Consider the following 14194-nt stretch of genomic DNA (forward strand, 5'->3'; position numbering starts at 1 on the left):
GAAGTGAAAGCACGCCTACTGGGAGGCATTGCAGCACTGCTGTTAGCAGTCATCGGCACCGTTTTGCTGGTCACCTACGTTCAGGGGGCAGACAAGCGGGCGCAGCAAGGGCTCGATCCCGTCAATGTACTTGTAGTCAAAGAAAAAATCCCTGCCGGCACAAAGGCTGAGGAACTGGGAACCAAGGTCAAAACCGAAAGCCTGCCGCAATCCGCAGTTGCCCCGGGCACCATCAATGCCTTGGGTGACCAGAAAGGCAAAGTCACCAGTGTCGATCTGCAGCCAGGCGAACAACTCCTTGGTGTGAAACTGGTCAATCCGAACGAGTTGGTTCCGGGAACAGTTCCTGTCCCTGAAGGCCTGCAGGAAACCACCTTCGTACTTGCCCCGGAACGTATCCTGGGCGGGCGTATCGAAGCCGGCGACACGGTTACGGTTTTCGCATCGTTCAAGCTTGATGACGCTGTCTCAGCTGGAGCCAACCTTCCGGCTTCCATGACTGGCTGGAAGAACTTCACGGAACTGCTTTACCACGACGTCTTGGTTACAGCTGTCCAGCAAGCCGCTCCCGATGCTGAAAAGTCGGCAGGAAGCGACAAGGGCGTCGCCCTTCCAAATGGTTCGGCGTATGTAACTGTCGCGTTGAGTGATGCAAACGCCAGCAAGATGGTTTTCGGAGCCGAGTTCGGCACTCTCTGGCTTTCCAAGCAGACGGATAAGACGACGAAGAGCGAACCTCCCACAACGACTTTTGGAGGGCTGGTCCAATGACTCGCTTTGTAGCCATAACGGCAGTTCGCGATTTCGAGGCACGGGTGCGCCAGGCAATCTCCGGAGCTCTGCATGGTGACCTGCAGACCCTGTCTCCTGATGTCCTGCAGGGTGGAACGGACGACGTCTTTAAGCAGTTGACCGGAGCGCCCCCGGAAGTCATGATCCTGGGACCAGGCGTAGCGTCGGACGACGCTCTGAAACTGGCTACGGTCTTCGACCTGCAGTATCCGGAAATAAGCCTGCTACTGGTGTCGGCGCCTGAACCGGACCTCGTTTTGCGTGCAATGCACGCCGGTGTCAGGGACGTTATCTCACCTGATATCGAGGTGAGCGAACTTCGCGTTCTATTGGAGCGCGCGTGCTTGGCATCGGCCAGCCGGCGGAGAGGAATGCAGCCGCCGGCCGAATCCGGACACGACCGCGGCCGCGTTATCGCAGTCATGTCGCCGAAGGGTGGTGTTGGCAAAACGACGGTTGCTACGAATCTTGCAGTTGGCTTGGGTGCAGTGGCACCCATGAGTGTGGTGATCGTCGACCTGGATCTCCAATTCGGAGACGTGGCATCGGGCCTGCTGCTCGAACCCGAACACACCATCACGGATGCCGTTCACGGTCCGGCCGCCCAGGATTCGATGGTACTGAAAGCCTTTCTTTCCGTGCATCCTTCCGGGATCTACGCCCTCTGTGCTCCCAAGCATCCGTCCGAGTCGGACTACATCACCGCCGAGCATGTTTCCAAGCTGATAAATCAGCTTGCCACCGAATTCAAGTACGTCGTGGTCGATACGGCGCCCGGACTAGGCGAACACTGCCTGGCTACCTTGGAACTTGCCACGGACGGCGTGTGGGTATGCGGCATGGATGTACCCAGCGTCCGTGGTCTGAGGAAAAGCTTCAGCGTGTTGAAAGAGCTGCAACTTCTTCCACAAGGCAGGCACACCGTTCTCAATTTCGCCGACAGAAAGAGTGGCATCTCCGTTCAGGACGTGGAAGCAACCATCGGTGTTCCAATTGACACGGTCATTCCCAGGTCTCGAAACCTGCCCTTTTCAACCAACAGAGGGGTGCCTGTACTCCAAGGCAGCTCCCGCGACTCAGCCGCCAAAGGCCTCAGGAAGTTGGTCGACCGATTCGACCCGCGGTTGGCAACCGTCCAGCCGACCAAAGTTCACAGAAGGGTAGTGGTGTCATGAAGCTCTCCGAACGACTTTCGAAGAACCACCCGTTCAGTGCCGCCGAAGATCCGGGCGACAGCAACGGTAAAAGCGCCACCTTTGAATCGGACCTGCCCTTAGTTTCCGACACAGCTTCTCACGCAAGTCCACTCTTGGGAGGCGCGCCGACTACGCCGGTGGTTGACGCGCTGGCCGGTCTCAAACAACGGGCGGCATCGGCACTCTTCGAGAAAATGGGAACGCGGAGCAGCGACACGTCTGCTTCGGAAGAGGACCTCCGAACCTTCGCCATCGACGAGCTCTCTACCTTCATCGATGACGAGCAAGTGCCGCTCTCCCCCGAAGAGCGCCGGCGGCTGATACGGGAAATTTCCGATGAAGTAATGGGCTTCGGTCCACTCCAACGTCTGCTGGAGGACCCCTCGGTAACTGAGGTAATGGTCAACAGGTTCGATCAAATCTACGTGGAACGCCACGGGCAACTCGCCCTGACTGACCTGCAATTCAGTTCCGACGCCCAGCTACGGAAAGTCATCGAGAGAATTGTCTCCAAGGTCGGGCGCAGAATAGACGAATCATCGCCTTTGGTAGATGCCAGGTTGGAAGACGGCTCCCGCGTCAACGCCATCATTCCTCCGCTTGCGGTGAACGGCCCCTCGCTGACCATCCGCAAATTCAGCCATGTTCCATTGACCGTTCGGAACCTCATCGACTGGGGCTCAATGAGCCACGAGATGGCCGAGTTGTTGAGCGCTTGTGTTCAAGCGCGGCTGAACATCATTGTTTCGGGTGGTACGGGCACAGGAAAGACGACGCTTCTCAATGTCTTGTCGTCCTTTATCCCGGAGGCAGACCGGATCGTCACCATCGAGGATGCTGTGGAGCTCCAGTTGCAGCAGCGGCACGTTGTCAGGCTCGAGAGCCGGCCACCCAATATTGAGGGCAAGGGAGCTGTCACCATCAGGGACCTCGTGCGAAATTCGCTTCGAATGCGGCCCGACAGAATCATTGTTGGTGAGGTTCGAGGAGGCGAATCCCTCGACATGCTCCAAGCGATGAACACAGGTCACGACGGTTCCTTGTCCACCGTGCATGCCAATTCACCACGGGACGCCATCTCGCGTTTGGAAACCCTGGTGCTGATGGCCGGCATGGACCTGCCACTCCGGGCGATTAGGGAACAGGTTTCTTCGGCCGTTGACGTCATCGTCCAAGTGACGCGTTTACGTGACGGTTCCCGCCGGGTAACACACGTCACCGAAGTCCAAGGCATGGAAGGCGAAGTCGTGACGCTCCAGGACGCATTCCTGTTCGATTATTCGGCCGGTGTCGATCAGCAGGGGCGTTTCCTTGGCAAGGCATTACCAACCGGTATCCGACCGCGCTTTCTCGACCGGTTCTCCGAGCTGGGCATCAACGTTTCCCCCAGCATTTTCGGTGTCACACCACTTCCGGCAGGCAGGCGATGAGATGGACTCCACAGCTATCTTCATGATTGCCGTCGCCTCCTGTGTAGGTGCTCTGGTCATCTTCATCTTCGTTGTCCTGAAGCCCCGCCAAAGCATGATCCCCCTGGAGCGGCGTCGTATGGGAGCTTCCACGGAGGCTTCCGCTGTTGGAAGAGTCTCACAGACGGCTGTGCAGATCGTCGACTCGGCCATTGGTCGCTCTGGAGGGCCCTTTAATCGCGAGGTCCTGTATCGAGCCGGAGTACGCCAGTCGCCGGCTGACTTTACGGTCCTGGTGGTTTTTGGCTCTATCGTTGCTGGTGCTTTGGCCACATTCGTTGTGAACCTCTTCATTGGGATCCTTATTGCCGTCGCCATGCCCTTCGCGGCAAAAGTGGTGCTCGTCTACCGGACTGAAAAGCGCTGCTCGAAGTTCGAATCGCAATTGACGGACACCATCCAGATGCTGATTGGCGGGCTCAAGGTGGGTCACAGCATCATGCGATCAATAGAGGCCGCTGCCCAAGAGTCACAAGCGCCCACGTCGGAGGAACTTACTCGAATTGTGAATGAAGTGCGCGTGGGCAAAGATCCACGCGTTGCCATCGAGGATTGCGCCAACCGTATGGACAGCGAGGACTTCCGGTGGATCGGGCAGGCGATTCAGATCAACCGTGAAGTTGGTGGTGATTTGGCCGAGGTCCTGAATCAGGTCGCCGGAACGATTCGTGAGCGAAGCGAACTCAAAGGACACGTCAGGTCGCTGAGCGCAGAAGGCAGGATGTCTGCCATCGTTCTCATGGCGCTACCAGTGGTGGTGGGCCTGGTGATGGGGCTAATGAATCCTCAATACATCAGGATGTTCTTCACGCATCCCTTAGGTATTGCAATGAGCATTGTAAGTTGTGTCCTTTTTGTCATCGGCGGGTTCTGGATGAACCGCACGGTAAAAGTAAAGTTCTAGAAGGTTCCCATGACACCCATCGCCTGGCTCATCATTGCAGCCATCATCATTCCCGTTTCCTACTTTGCCTGGGCACTTATCACGGTCGATCGCAAAGCTGTTGCAGCCATCCAAACCAACTTGGGATCCGGCTACGCCCAAGGGACAGGGGCACTGACCAATCGCCCTCCTCTATTTTTGGGCGTAGCGAAAAAACTGACTCCCGGGAGCTATGAAGCAAAGCTTGATCACTGGCTTTCCCTGGCGGGCCGGCCGATGTCCATGCCGCTTCCGAAGCTGATCACACTCAAACCAGCGTTGGCTGGCATCGGAGTTGCATTCGCGGCCCTGCTGATCACTGCCTCGCCCTCCCCTTTGTCGGCGATATTGGGACTTTCCTTAACGGCCCTGTTGTATTTTCTTCCTGACCTGCTCATCTACAACATGGGTGTCAAGCGCCAGGAAACCATCAAGCTCGAGTTTCCAAACACATTGGATCAAATGCTCATCTCCGTAGAGGCCGGATTAGGTTTCGAAGCGGCCGTTGAACGGGCATCCGCGCAAGCAACCGGTCCTTTGGCGCTGGAGCTCCTGCGTACGCTGCAGGACATCCAGGTTGGACGTCCCCGGCAGGAAGCCTACGAGGCCCTGGCAGCCCGATCTACTGTTCCGGAAGTTCGTAGCTTCGTCCTCGCCGTTGTTCAGGCCGACAAGTACGGCATAGGCATCGCGAACGTTCTGAGGGCCCAAGCCAAACAGGCAAGGGTCAGGCGACGTCAGTCCGCGGAAGAAAGAGCCATGAAGCTGCCGGTCAAGGTTCTTTTCCCGCTTCTTCTTTGCATATTCCCCGTGCTCTTCATAGTCCTTCTGGGTCCCGCCGCGATCAGGATCATCCAAGCATTCAGCTGATGCTCCAGCGGGAAATAGACCGGCCGTCCGCGGATCCCAGACCACGGACGGTCACCATGGCCCCCTTCCGGTACCCAGAGCCGGGAGGGGGTCCTCCAACGCCCAGGTCCGGGAAGCAGCAACAGAAGAACTATTCCCGTCTGGCCCGCGTGAGCTCGGCCCGCGCAAGCAGCTCGTCATCCGAGGGGTAGGCGACTTCCTCGAGAACCAGCGGGTGCGGCGCAGCGAGCAAGGACTTCGGATCACGCGCCCGTTCCAGAAGGCGTTCGTGCAGCCACTCCGGAGGCTCAAGTCCCTCCCCCACGCGCAACGTCGATCCCACAAGGGAGCGCACCATGTTGTGACAGAAAGCGTCGGCCTGCACCGTTGCAACGATGATGCCGTCCGCGCCGCGCGAGAACGAGAACTGTTGCAGCTCGCGGATGGTCGTGGCTCCCTCACGGGGTTTGCAGTAGGAACGGAAGTCCTGCAACCCCAGCAAGAGTGACGCACCTGAGTTCATCAGGGACACGTCCAACGGCGCTTTGTGCCACAACGTAATCCCCCGCAGCACAGGATCCCAGCGCTCGGTGCCGTCGGCAATCCGGTAGCTGTAACGACGCCACAACGCAGAGAACCTGGCGTCGAAACCCTCCGGCGCCAGCCCGGCGTCGTGCACTTCGATCGCGCCGGTCAGGTCCCCGAGCACGCGGCTCAATGCACCGCGAAGGCGGCGCTGGAGCGAAACCGCAGGATCGACGTCGTGACCGCGGGTCAAACCCAGCCACTCGGCGGACGTGAAGTCGATGTGAACCACCTGTCCGCGGGCGTGGACACCTGCGTCCGTACGCCCGGCCACGGTGACCCGCACAGGCCTGCGCACCAGGAGGGCCAGTGCCTCCTCCAGTGCACCTTGGACTGTCAACAGTCCGGGCTGGACCGCCCATCCGTTGAAGGGGCCGCCGTCGTAGGACAGGTCCATTCGGATACGCAAAAACCCGCCGCCCTCCGAAACGGGGGCAGCGGGTTTTTGTTCGTTCATAGACTCAAGTCTACTGAAATTTACTTCTTGTCCTCATCGGCCGGAGCCTCTTCGGTCTGAGCTTCTTCAGTCTCGGCAGCTTCAGCAGCCGGAGCCTCTTCAGCCTCGGGGGCCTCAGCAGCTTCGGTCTCAACAACCTCTTCCTCAGCAGGAGCTTCGGCAGCCGGAGCAGCCTTGGCAGCGGCAGCGGTTGCTTCAGCAACTACAGCCTGCTTGGGGGAAACGGGCTCGAGAACCAGTTCGATGACAGCCATGGGAGCGTTGTCGCCCTTGCGGTTGCCGATCTTGGTGATACGCGTGTAGCCACCGTCACGGTTGGCAACAGCGCCGGCGATGTCGGTGAACAGCTCGTGGACGATGCCCTTGTCGCTGATCAGGCCGAGGACACGGCGGCGGGAAGCGAGGTCGCCACGCTTGGCGAAGGTGACCAGACGCTCTGCGTACGGCTTGAGGCGCTTGGCCTTGGTAACCGTGGTGGTGATGCGCTTGTGCTCGAAGAGCGCTGCTGCCAGGTTCGCGAGCATCAGGCGCTCGTGAGCCGGGCCGCCTCCGAGGCGCGGACCCTTAGTGGGGGTAGGCATAGTTATTTCTCCTGTTGTGTAAGCCGGCCGGGTCCATCACTGGACCCGTCGACCAAGATCTGCTTTTTAGAGCTCGTCGTCGCTGAACGCGGCGTCGTCCTCTTCGATGGCTGCGGCGCGGGCTGCGAGATCGAAACCGGGAGGGGAATCCTTGAGGGACAGACCCAGTTCGACGAGCTTTGCCTTGACCTCGTCAATGGACTTCGCACCGAAGTTACGAATGTCCATCAGGTCAGCCTCGGAGCGGGCAACGAGTTCACCCACGGTGTGGATGCCCTCACGCTTGAGGCAGTTGTAGGAACGGACCGTGAGGTCCAGATCCTCGATCGGCAGAGCCATATCAGCTGCCAGGGCAGCGTCAGTCGGCGACGGGCCAATCTCGATACCTTCAGCTGCGGTGTTCAGCTCACGGGCCAGACCGAACAGTTCCACCAGGGTGGTGCCTGCAGAAGCAACAGCGTCACGCGGAGCGATAGCCTGCTTGGTCTCGACGTCGACAATGAGCTTGTCGAAGTCGGTGCGCTGCTCAACACGGGTAGCTTCCACGCGGAAAGTTACCTTCAAGACAGGCGAGTAGATCGAGTCGACCGGGATACGGCCGATCTCGGAGTCGCCGGACTTGTTCTGAGCTGCCGAAACGTAGCCACGGCCGCGCTCGATGGTCAGTTCGAGTTCGAACTTGCCCTTCGAGTTCAGAGTGGCAATGTGCAGATCCGGGTTGTGGAATTCGACGCCGGCCGGCGGAGCGATGTCCGCGGCGGTGACGACTCCGGGGCCCTGCTTGCGCAGGTACGCAACAACCGGCTCATCGTGCTCGGAGGAAACCGAAAGGTTCTTGATGTTCAGGATGATCTCGGTGACATCTTCCTTGACACCCGGAACCGTGGTGAACTCGTGCAGCACGCCATCGATCCGGATGCTGGTTACAGCAGCACCGGGGATGGAGGAGAGCAGGGTACGGCGGAGGGAGTTTCCGAGGGTGTAACCGAAGCCCGGCTCCAGCGGTTCAATAATGAAACGGGAGCGGTTCTCGGCTACAACTTCTTCAGACAGGGTGGGGCGCTGTGCAATGAGCACTTAGGTTTCCTTTCGGCGAGCATCCGCTATATGACGCAACACAGGTGGTGGAAATCGGCTTCGGTTTCCAGCCTGACCAGCCGGACCATGCTTGTGGATTCACAAGCAGGCCCGGCCGTCAGGCAGGTGCAACCTAATTAGACGCGGCGGCGCTTCGGCGGGCGGCAACCGTTGTGGGCGCTGGGGGTGACGTCCTGGATGGAGCCAACCTCGAGGCCAGCAGCCTGAAGCGAACGGATTGCGGTTTCGCGTCCCGAACCCGGGCCCTTGACGAAAACGTCAACCTTGCGCAGACCGTGCTCCTGAGCGCGCTTTGCAGCAGCTTCAGCAGCCATCTGGGCGGCGAACGGGGTGGACTTACGGGAGCCCTTGAATCCAACCTCACCGGCGGAAGCCCAGGAGATCACAGCACCGGTCGGGTCCGTGATGGACACGATGGTGTTGTTGAAGGTGCTCTTGATGTGCGCCTGTCCAAGCGCAATATTCTTCTTATCCTTGCGACGCGGCTTACGAACCGCTCCACGAGTCTTCGGGGGCATTATTTCTCCTACAGAAAGTTATCGGGGGAAAACCAGGTCAATCCCGAGGGATTAACGTCCGGCCTTCTTCTTGCCGGCGACGGTGCGCTTCGGGCCCTTGCGGGTACGAGCGTTGGTCTTCGTACGCTGACCGCGTACGGGCAGGCCCTTGCGGTGGCGCAGGCCTTCGTAGCTGCCGATCTCAACCTTGCGGCGGATGTCAGCGGCTACCTCGCGGCGAAGGTCACCCTCAACCTTGTAGTTGCCTTCAATGTAGTCACGCAGCTGGACCAGCTCGGCGTCGGTCAGGTCCTTGACGCGGACGTCAGGGCTGATGCCGGTGGCAGCCAGGGTTTCGTGTGCACGGGTCTTGCCCACGCCGTAGATGTAAGTAAGCGCAATTTCCAACCGCTTTTCGCGGGGAATGTCTACGCCAGCGAGACGAGCCATAGTGGCGGTACTCCTTGAATAAACCGGAGGTCGTAGGCAGTACACCCGCACTGTCAGTGCGGCCCCAGCCTCCGACCGGGGGTACGCTGTCCGGGCTCTGTAAAGCGTCCTGGCTCAGCTTGTGCTGCCTTTATTTACTTGCGTGGGTAGCAACCCAGGTTTGCCCTCGCGGGCGCTGATTCCCTTGCGGGGAATTAGCCCTGGCGCTGCTTGTGGCGCGGGTTCTCGCAGATCACCATGACCCGGCCGTTACGGCGGATCACTTTGCACTTGTCGCAGATCTGCTTGACGCTCGGCTTGACCTTCATGGCGTTCCTTTGCGTGTTTTGCAGTTGATCTGCTGGAGCGGCCCAGGCATAGCCTCAGTCGCCCAGCAATTTACTTGTAGCGGTAGACGATACGACCACGTGTGAGGTCGTATGGGCTCAGCTCCACCACTACGCGGTCCTCGGGGAGGATTCGAATGTAGTGCTGACGCATCTTCCCAGAGATGTGTGCGAGAACGACGTGCTTGTTGGTGAGCTCAACACGAAACATCGCGTTGGGCAGTGCCTCAGTCACAACGCCCTCGATCTCAATGACCCCGTCCTTCTTGGCCATATCCTCCGCTAACTGTTGTTTGCCGCAGTCCTCCGGTTAGGCACCGGCGATCCAGCGGACGTTTTTTGTTTGCTTTGGTCTTCTTGGAACCACCACACCAAAAAGGGCGTGGCTGTACAGACAACCAACAGACAACTTTACGCCACAAAGACGGGAAAGTTAAATCCGCCATCGTAGCGCAACAACTCCGGCGCGTCACTCCCCGGCGGCGCGGTACGCGGGGAAGGTCCCGGCCGCCGTCGTGATACCTTCGGCCGCAAGGACGCCATCAAGGACTGCCAGCCGGACAGCTTCCGCCGCCGCGCTTTGCAGCGTGATCAGCGATACCTGCCGCGCCTGTTCGGTGCTGCGGTCAAGCCCGACGGCGCCGGTCGCCAGCGCGAACACAGTGTCGCCGTCGGCGAGGGTGTGGGAGGGGTCCACGGCGCGCGCGAGCCCGGCATGTCCGCTGTTGGCTGTCCGCTTGCACTCGGCGACGTCCAGGACCGCGTTCGTGGCGATGACGGCGAGCGTGGTGTTCAGCCCGCCCGGGTGGCCCTGCGCAACGGGACCTGCCCCCACCGGCGCACCCAAAGCATTGACCACGGCCAAGGCACCAACCACGACTCCCCCATCCAGCGTGATCGACGCCGTCCCCACGCCGCCTTTGTACTGTCCGCGGGCAACTACGGCTCCGGTACCGGCGCCAACGTTTCCACGCCCGACGGCGGCATGGTCGCCTGAGGCGAAAGCTGCGGCAGCGGCCTGGTAGCCCATGTCCGCGTCGGGCCGGGCATGCACGTCACCGCCGCGCCCGAGGTCGAAGATCGCCGCAGCGGGAACGATTGGCACCACGGTGCCCGGGACGGAGAATCCCCTCCCTTGTTCCTCGCACCAACGCTGCGCCCCATGCGCCGACACCAGCCCGAATGCGCTCCCACCGGTGAGGACCACGGCATCCACGGTGGGCACCAGTGTGGTGGGATCCAAGGCGTCAGTCTCGTGCGTGCCGGGTCCACCACCACGCACGTCCACCGAACCCACGGTTCCCGGAGGCGGAAGAACCACAGTCACGCCGGTCAGCCACCCGTCGTCGATCTTTTGTACCTGCCCCACCCGGATGCCGGGAACGTCGGTTATCTGACCCATGGCTCCATTCTCCACCCGCACCGCCGCGCTCCAACTGGTAGCCCAACCTCACGTAAGAACACTGCGGGAACTATCCGTAAACAGGCCCGTAAAAGTTAGCCAACTATCGCTTGAATGTCCCCGTTTGGCTCACCGGGCGCTATTCGCTGTGGTGAGCTAGGGCTGTCTCCGCCGCCCCGGTCCGGGCCCGGCACCAAAAACCCGCCTCACAACGTAAGTGATCCATGACTACCCGACTCGTAAACAAGTGGTCCGGCCGCAGCCGCAAGGATTTCGTCGTGTTCCTTGCCATGGCACTGCCGAACCTGGCCCTGATCGCCACCTTCACCTACTGGCCGCTCATCAACAACATCTACTACTCCACGCTGGACTGGACGCTCGGTTCGGCCTCGGCCACTGTGGTGGGCCTGCAGAACTACGTCACGTTCTTCACCGGCGAGGACGCTCCGAAGGTCCTGGGCACCACGGCGGTCTTCACGGTCGTCACCGTGGGCGGCTCCATGGTCCTGGGGCTGCTTGTCGCCCTGGCACTGAATTCCAAAGTCAGGGGCACTACGTTTGCCCGGTCAGTGGTCTTCGCACCGTACGTGCTCTCCGGCGTCGGCGTCGGATTGGTATGGCTTTTCATCTTCGACCCCGGCTACGGCGTCCTGGCCTGGATCCTCCGCGGCCTGGGGCAGCAGAGCCCGCAGTGGATGAACGATCCGCAGTTGTCCTTGGTGATGGTCATGATCGTCTACGTCTGGAAGAACCTGGGCTACTGCGCCGTGGTCTACCTCGCCGGACTGCAGTCCCTGCCACGGGACGTCATGGAAGCCGCTGCACTGGACGGCGCCAACAACGTGCGCCGGTTCTTCAACATCTCGGTTCCGCTGCTGTCCCCCACCACATTCTTCCTGCTGATCACCACCATGCTCAGTTCCCTGCAGGCCTTCGACCTGATCCGCATCATGACACCACTCGGAAACGGGACCAGCACCTTGATTTACGAGGCCTACCTCCAGGCGTTCGGTGCCTATAACCGGGCTGGCTATTCGGCAGCAATCTCCGTGGCGCTCTTCGCCATCCTGCTGGTCATTACGGTCCTCCAACTGCGCTTTGTTGAGCGAAAGGTCCACTACTCATGAGCGCCCAGTCTCCCGCCGCCGTCGTGCTTTCCAACGAACCGCAGCACAACGAGCCGGAACCCCACATGTCCCAGCCCCGCGAGCCGCAACCCGTGCCCCGGCCGTTGTCCAGGACGAACCTAATCCAAACGCTGGCCGCCGGCTACGTCCCGCTGGTCCTCACCACGTTGGTGGTGTTCCTGCCCCTGTTGTGGATGGTGCTCAGCTCCTTCAAGCAACCCGGCGAGATCGTCACAACCGACCTGAAGATCCTTCCGGACTCCTTGAATCTGGAGAACTACGCCACGGCGATGACCACGGTCCCGTTCGCGCAGTTCTTCGCCAACAGCTTGGTCGTTACCACCGTCGGCTCCACCATCAAGGTGGTCCTTGCCATCCTGACTGCCTACGCCCTGGTGTTCGTCCGGTTTCCGTTCAAGAACGTGATCTTCGTGCTGATCCTGGTGGCCCTCATGGTGCCTGCCCAAGTGTCCATCCTGCCCAACTACATCCTGGTCGCAGGCATGGGCGGAAAGAACACCCTGTGGGGCATCATCCTTCCGGGCCTGGGAACAGCGTTCGGCACGTTCCTTCTCCGCCAGCACTTCCTGACCCTTCCGCCGTCCATCCTTGAAGCCGCAGAAATCGACGGCGCCGGACATTGGCGGCGGCTGTGGCAAATCATCGTTCCGGTCTCCCTGCCCTCCGTGGCCACCGTTGCCCTGGTGACCGTGGTCAGTGAATGGAATGACTACATCTGGCCGCTCATCATCACCGATCGACCGGAAACCATGACGCTGCCGGTAGGCCTCACCCTGCTCCAAAACTCCGAAGGAAACGGGGCCGGCTGGGGAATCCTCATGGCGGGCGCCGTTCTGGTGATCGTCCCCATCCTGCTGGTTTTCGCCGCACTGCAGCGCTACATCGTCGCTGGCCTCACCCAAGGCAGCGTCACAGGCTGACATTCTCCAGCCACACCAATTCGCATCGTAGGAAGTAAGTGAGAGGAAGCACCATGCGCACCAATCTTGACCGTCGGCATTTCCTTGGCCTCGCAGGCCTGGGTGCCGGGGCCGCGGCATTAACTGCCTGCGGCGGGCCATCCACCGCGGGTCCGGGGACCGCCGTCGAATCTGCTGCCGTCGACTTCACCAACGTCAAGCCGGCCGCCTCGTTCGATTTCTGGACCAACCACCCGGGCAAGTCCCAGGACGTAGAAAAGGCCATCATCAGCAAGTTCCAGGCAAAGTTCCCCGACATCAAGGTGAACCTGGTGACCGCAGGCGCCAACTATGAGGAAATTGCGCAGAAGTTCCAGACTTCCCAAGCCGCCAAGACCGGACTTCCCGGCTTGGTTGTCCTCTCCGATGTGTGGTGGTTCCGCTACTTCTCCAACGGCAGCATCATCCCGATCGACAATCTGGTGAAGCACCTGGACATCCAGCTCGACGACTTCCAGAAGTCCCTGGTTGACGACTACAAGTACGACAACCAGCAGTGGGCCCTGCCATACGGCCGCTCCACCCCGCTTTTCTACTACAACAAAGACCACTTCAAGGCCGCAGGCCTTCCCGACCGGGCTCCGGCAACGTGGCAGGAATTCGCCGAGTGGGCTCCCAAACTGAAAGCCTCCTCCGGCGCGCAGTACGCCTACATTTATCCCGCGCTGGCCGGCTACGCGGGCTGGACCTTGCAGAACAACCTCTGGGGCTGGGGCGGCAACTGGTCCAAGGACTGGGAGATCACGTGCGATTCAGACAAGTCGGTTGCCGCTCTGCAGTGGGCCCAGGACTCGATCTACAAGGACGGTTGGGCAGGCGTTTCCTCCAAGGAGGCCGCGGACGACTTCGCCGCCGGCATCACCTCGGCAACCATTTCCTCCACGGGCTCCCTGCTGGGCGTCCTGAAAGCAGCGAAGTTCAACGTGGGAGTCGGCTTCCTGCCGGGCGGTCCCGAGGCAACCACCGGAGTCTGCCCTACCGGTGGCGCCGGGTTGGGCATTCCAAGCGGTATCAGCAAAGAGGAGCAGCTCGCCGCCGCGACGTTCCTCAAGTTCATGACGGAGCCGGAAAACACGGCCGCTTTCTCGGCCGCAACGGGTTACATGCCCACGCGACTGTCCGCCGACATGTCAGCTGTACTGGCCGCCACGCCGCAGATCAAAACGGCCATGGACCAGCTCGCTGTCACCCGTGTCCAGGACAACGCCCGGGTGTTCCTTCCCGGCGCCGACCAGGAAATGGCCAAGGCGGCAGCCAAGATCCTCACCCAGCAGGGTGACGTCAAAGCAACGATGACCGAGTTGAAGAAGACGCTCGAGGGCATCTACACCAAGGACGTCAAGCCCAAGTTGAAGGGCTGAAACCCTTGGGAAAAGGAAGTGCGGGGCTGCATGGGCAGCCCCGCACTTCCTTTTGACTCTTTGTTATGGCAACGCCAGGCCGGTTGACACCACCAGGGACGG

Annotated in this window: 16 protein-coding genes; 8 read left to right on the forward strand and 8 right to left on the reverse strand. The window is 60.5% G+C overall.

Annotated elements, in window-relative coordinates; translation table 11 throughout:
* Positions 1–3: 3 nt before the first annotated feature.
* The 5 genes from OCL88_RS05335 to OCL88_RS05355 are packed head-to-tail and all read left to right on the forward strand — an operon-like array spanning position 4 to position 5249.
* Complete coding sequence (locus OCL88_RS05335; RefSeq protein WP_062097466.1) at positions 4–771, forward strand: Flp pilus assembly protein CpaB; 768 nt, start codon at positions 4–6, stop codon at positions 769–771.
* Positions 768–1967 carry an AAA family ATPase gene (locus OCL88_RS05340; protein ID WP_062097468.1) on the forward strand — a complete coding sequence of 400 codons (1200 nt, stop codon included), beginning with the start codon at positions 768–770 and terminating at the stop codon, positions 1965–1967. Before OCL88_RS05335 ends, OCL88_RS05340 begins: the two co-directional genes overlap by 4 nt.
* Positions 1964–3418, forward strand: a complete 1455-nt coding sequence (locus OCL88_RS05345; RefSeq protein WP_264961849.1) for a CpaF family protein — start codon at positions 1964–1966, stop codon at positions 3416–3418. The genes OCL88_RS05340 and OCL88_RS05345 overlap by 4 nt, the downstream gene beginning before the upstream one ends.
* Before the next feature lies 1 nt (position 3419).
* A complete protein-coding gene (locus OCL88_RS05350; protein WP_243541154.1) occupies positions 3420–4361 on the forward strand; it encodes a type II secretion system F family protein in 942 nt (313 codons plus the stop codon).
* A 9-nt stretch (positions 4362–4370) separates the two neighbouring features.
* On the forward strand, positions 4371–5249 hold the full coding sequence (locus OCL88_RS05355; protein WP_264961850.1) for a type II secretion system F family protein: 879 nt from the start codon (positions 4371–4373) through the stop codon (positions 5247–5249).
* Positions 5250–5379: 130 nt separating this feature from the next.
* Here OCL88_RS05355 and OCL88_RS05360 read toward each other — a convergent pair whose 3' ends face one another.
* The 8 genes from OCL88_RS05360 to OCL88_RS05395 all read right to left on the reverse strand — a co-directional run bounded on the left by OCL88_RS05360 (position 5380) and on the right by OCL88_RS05395 (position 10624).
* Complete coding sequence (locus OCL88_RS05360) at positions 5380–6270, reverse strand: tRNA pseudouridine synthase A (RefSeq protein ID WP_071416230.1); 891 nt, start codon at positions 6268–6270, stop codon at positions 5380–5382.
* 20 nt (positions 6271–6290) lie between these two features.
* Positions 6291–6851, reverse strand: coding sequence for a 50S ribosomal protein L17 (gene rplQ, locus OCL88_RS05365; RefSeq protein WP_031216566.1), 561 nt, complete (start codon positions 6849–6851; stop codon positions 6291–6293).
* A 66-nt stretch (positions 6852–6917) separates the two neighbouring features.
* A complete protein-coding gene (locus OCL88_RS05370) occupies positions 6918–7928 on the reverse strand; it encodes a DNA-directed RNA polymerase subunit alpha (RefSeq protein ID WP_021472436.1) in 1011 nt (336 codons plus the stop codon).
* Positions 7929–8065: 137 nt separating this feature from the next.
* Complete coding sequence (gene rpsK / locus OCL88_RS05375; RefSeq protein ID WP_021472435.1) at positions 8066–8467, reverse strand: 30S ribosomal protein S11; 402 nt, start codon at positions 8465–8467, stop codon at positions 8066–8068.
* Between the two features lie 51 nt (positions 8468–8518).
* Positions 8519–8896, reverse strand: a complete 378-nt coding sequence (gene rpsM / locus OCL88_RS05380; protein ID WP_021472434.1) for a 30S ribosomal protein S13 — start codon at positions 8894–8896, stop codon at positions 8519–8521.
* A gap of 194 nt (positions 8897–9090) precedes the next feature.
* On the reverse strand, positions 9091–9204 hold the full coding sequence (rpmJ, locus tag OCL88_RS05385; RefSeq protein WP_011775570.1) for a 50S ribosomal protein L36: 114 nt from the start codon (positions 9202–9204) through the stop codon (positions 9091–9093).
* Positions 9205–9274: 70 nt separating this feature from the next.
* Positions 9275–9496 (reverse strand): translation initiation factor IF-1, encoded by a 222-nt coding sequence (gene infA, locus OCL88_RS05390; RefSeq protein ID WP_011775571.1) that lies wholly within the window; start codon positions 9494–9496, stop codon positions 9275–9277.
* Between the two features lie 195 nt (positions 9497–9691).
* Positions 9692–10624: a P1 family peptidase gene (locus OCL88_RS05395; protein WP_264961851.1), complete on the reverse strand. Its 933-nt coding sequence runs from the start codon at positions 10622–10624 to the stop codon at positions 9692–9694.
* Between the two features lie 224 nt (positions 10625–10848).
* Here OCL88_RS05395 and OCL88_RS05400 point away from each other — a divergent pair, with 224 nt between their 5' ends.
* The 3 genes from OCL88_RS05400 to OCL88_RS05410 all read left to right on the forward strand — a co-directional run bounded on the left by OCL88_RS05400 (position 10849) and on the right by OCL88_RS05410 (position 14092).
* Entirely contained in the window at positions 10849–11751 is a 903-nt protein-coding gene (locus OCL88_RS05400; RefSeq protein WP_264961852.1) for a carbohydrate ABC transporter permease, read from the forward strand.
* Between the two features lie 65 nt (positions 11752–11816).
* A complete protein-coding gene (locus OCL88_RS05405) occupies positions 11817–12692 on the forward strand; it encodes a carbohydrate ABC transporter permease (RefSeq protein WP_264961888.1) in 876 nt (291 codons plus the stop codon).
* Between the two features lie 53 nt (positions 12693–12745).
* The gene (locus OCL88_RS05410) at positions 12746–14092 is read left to right on the forward strand and encodes an ABC transporter substrate-binding protein (protein WP_069695776.1); all 1347 of its coding nucleotides are present in this window, start codon (positions 12746–12748) and stop codon (positions 14090–14092) included.
* Positions 14093–14194: the final 102 nt, after the last annotated feature.

It is taken from the genome of Paenarthrobacter sp. PAE-2, from assembly GCF_026013155.1.
Lineage (GTDB): Bacteria > Actinomycetota > Actinomycetes > Actinomycetales > Micrococcaceae > Arthrobacter > Arthrobacter ureafaciens.

What these genes read in the sequence shown, in the direction of transcription:
- OCL88_RS05340 (WP_062097468.1), top strand. Translation starts at nt 768, where the DNA reads ATGACTCGCTTTGTAGCCATAACGGCAGTTCGCGATTTCGAGGCACGG.
- OCL88_RS05345 (WP_264961849.1), top strand. Translation starts at nt 1,964, where the DNA reads ATGAAGCTCTCCGAACGACTTTCGAAGAACCACCCGTTCAGTGCCGCC.
- OCL88_RS05350 (WP_243541154.1), top strand. Translation starts at nt 3,420, where the DNA reads ATGGACTCCACAGCTATCTTCATGATTGCCGTCGCCTCCTGTGTAGGT.
- OCL88_RS05355 (WP_264961850.1), top strand. Translation starts at nt 4,371, where the DNA reads ATGACACCCATCGCCTGGCTCATCATTGCAGCCATCATCATTCCCGTT.
- OCL88_RS05360 (WP_071416230.1), bottom strand. Translation starts at nt 6,270, where the DNA reads ATGAACGAACAAAAACCCGCTGCCCCCGTTTCGGAGGGCGGCGGGTTT.
- rplQ (WP_031216566.1), bottom strand. Translation starts at nt 6,851, where the DNA reads ATGCCTACCCCCACTAAGGGTCCGCGCCTCGGAGGCGGCCCGGCTCAC.
- rpsK (WP_021472435.1), bottom strand. Translation starts at nt 8,467, where the DNA reads ATGCCCCCGAAGACTCGTGGAGCGGTTCGTAAGCCGCGTCGCAAGGAT.
- rpsM (WP_021472434.1), bottom strand. Translation starts at nt 8,896, where the DNA reads ATGGCTCGTCTCGCTGGCGTAGACATTCCCCGCGAAAAGCGGTTGGAA.
- rpmJ (WP_011775570.1), bottom strand. Translation starts at nt 9,204, where the DNA reads ATGAAGGTCAAGCCGAGCGTCAAGCAGATCTGCGACAAGTGCAAAGTG.
- infA (WP_011775571.1), bottom strand. Translation starts at nt 9,496, where the DNA reads ATGGCCAAGAAGGACGGGGTCATTGAGATCGAGGGCGTTGTGACTGAG.
- OCL88_RS05395 (WP_264961851.1), bottom strand. Translation starts at nt 10,624, where the DNA reads ATGGGTCAGATAACCGACGTTCCCGGCATCCGGGTGGGGCAGGTACAA.
- OCL88_RS05400 (WP_264961852.1), top strand. Translation starts at nt 10,849, where the DNA reads ATGACTACCCGACTCGTAAACAAGTGGTCCGGCCGCAGCCGCAAGGAT.
- OCL88_RS05405 (WP_264961888.1), top strand. Translation starts at nt 11,817, where the DNA reads ATGTCCCAGCCCCGCGAGCCGCAACCCGTGCCCCGGCCGTTGTCCAGG.
- OCL88_RS05410 (WP_069695776.1), top strand. Translation starts at nt 12,746, where the DNA reads ATGCGCACCAATCTTGACCGTCGGCATTTCCTTGGCCTCGCAGGCCTG.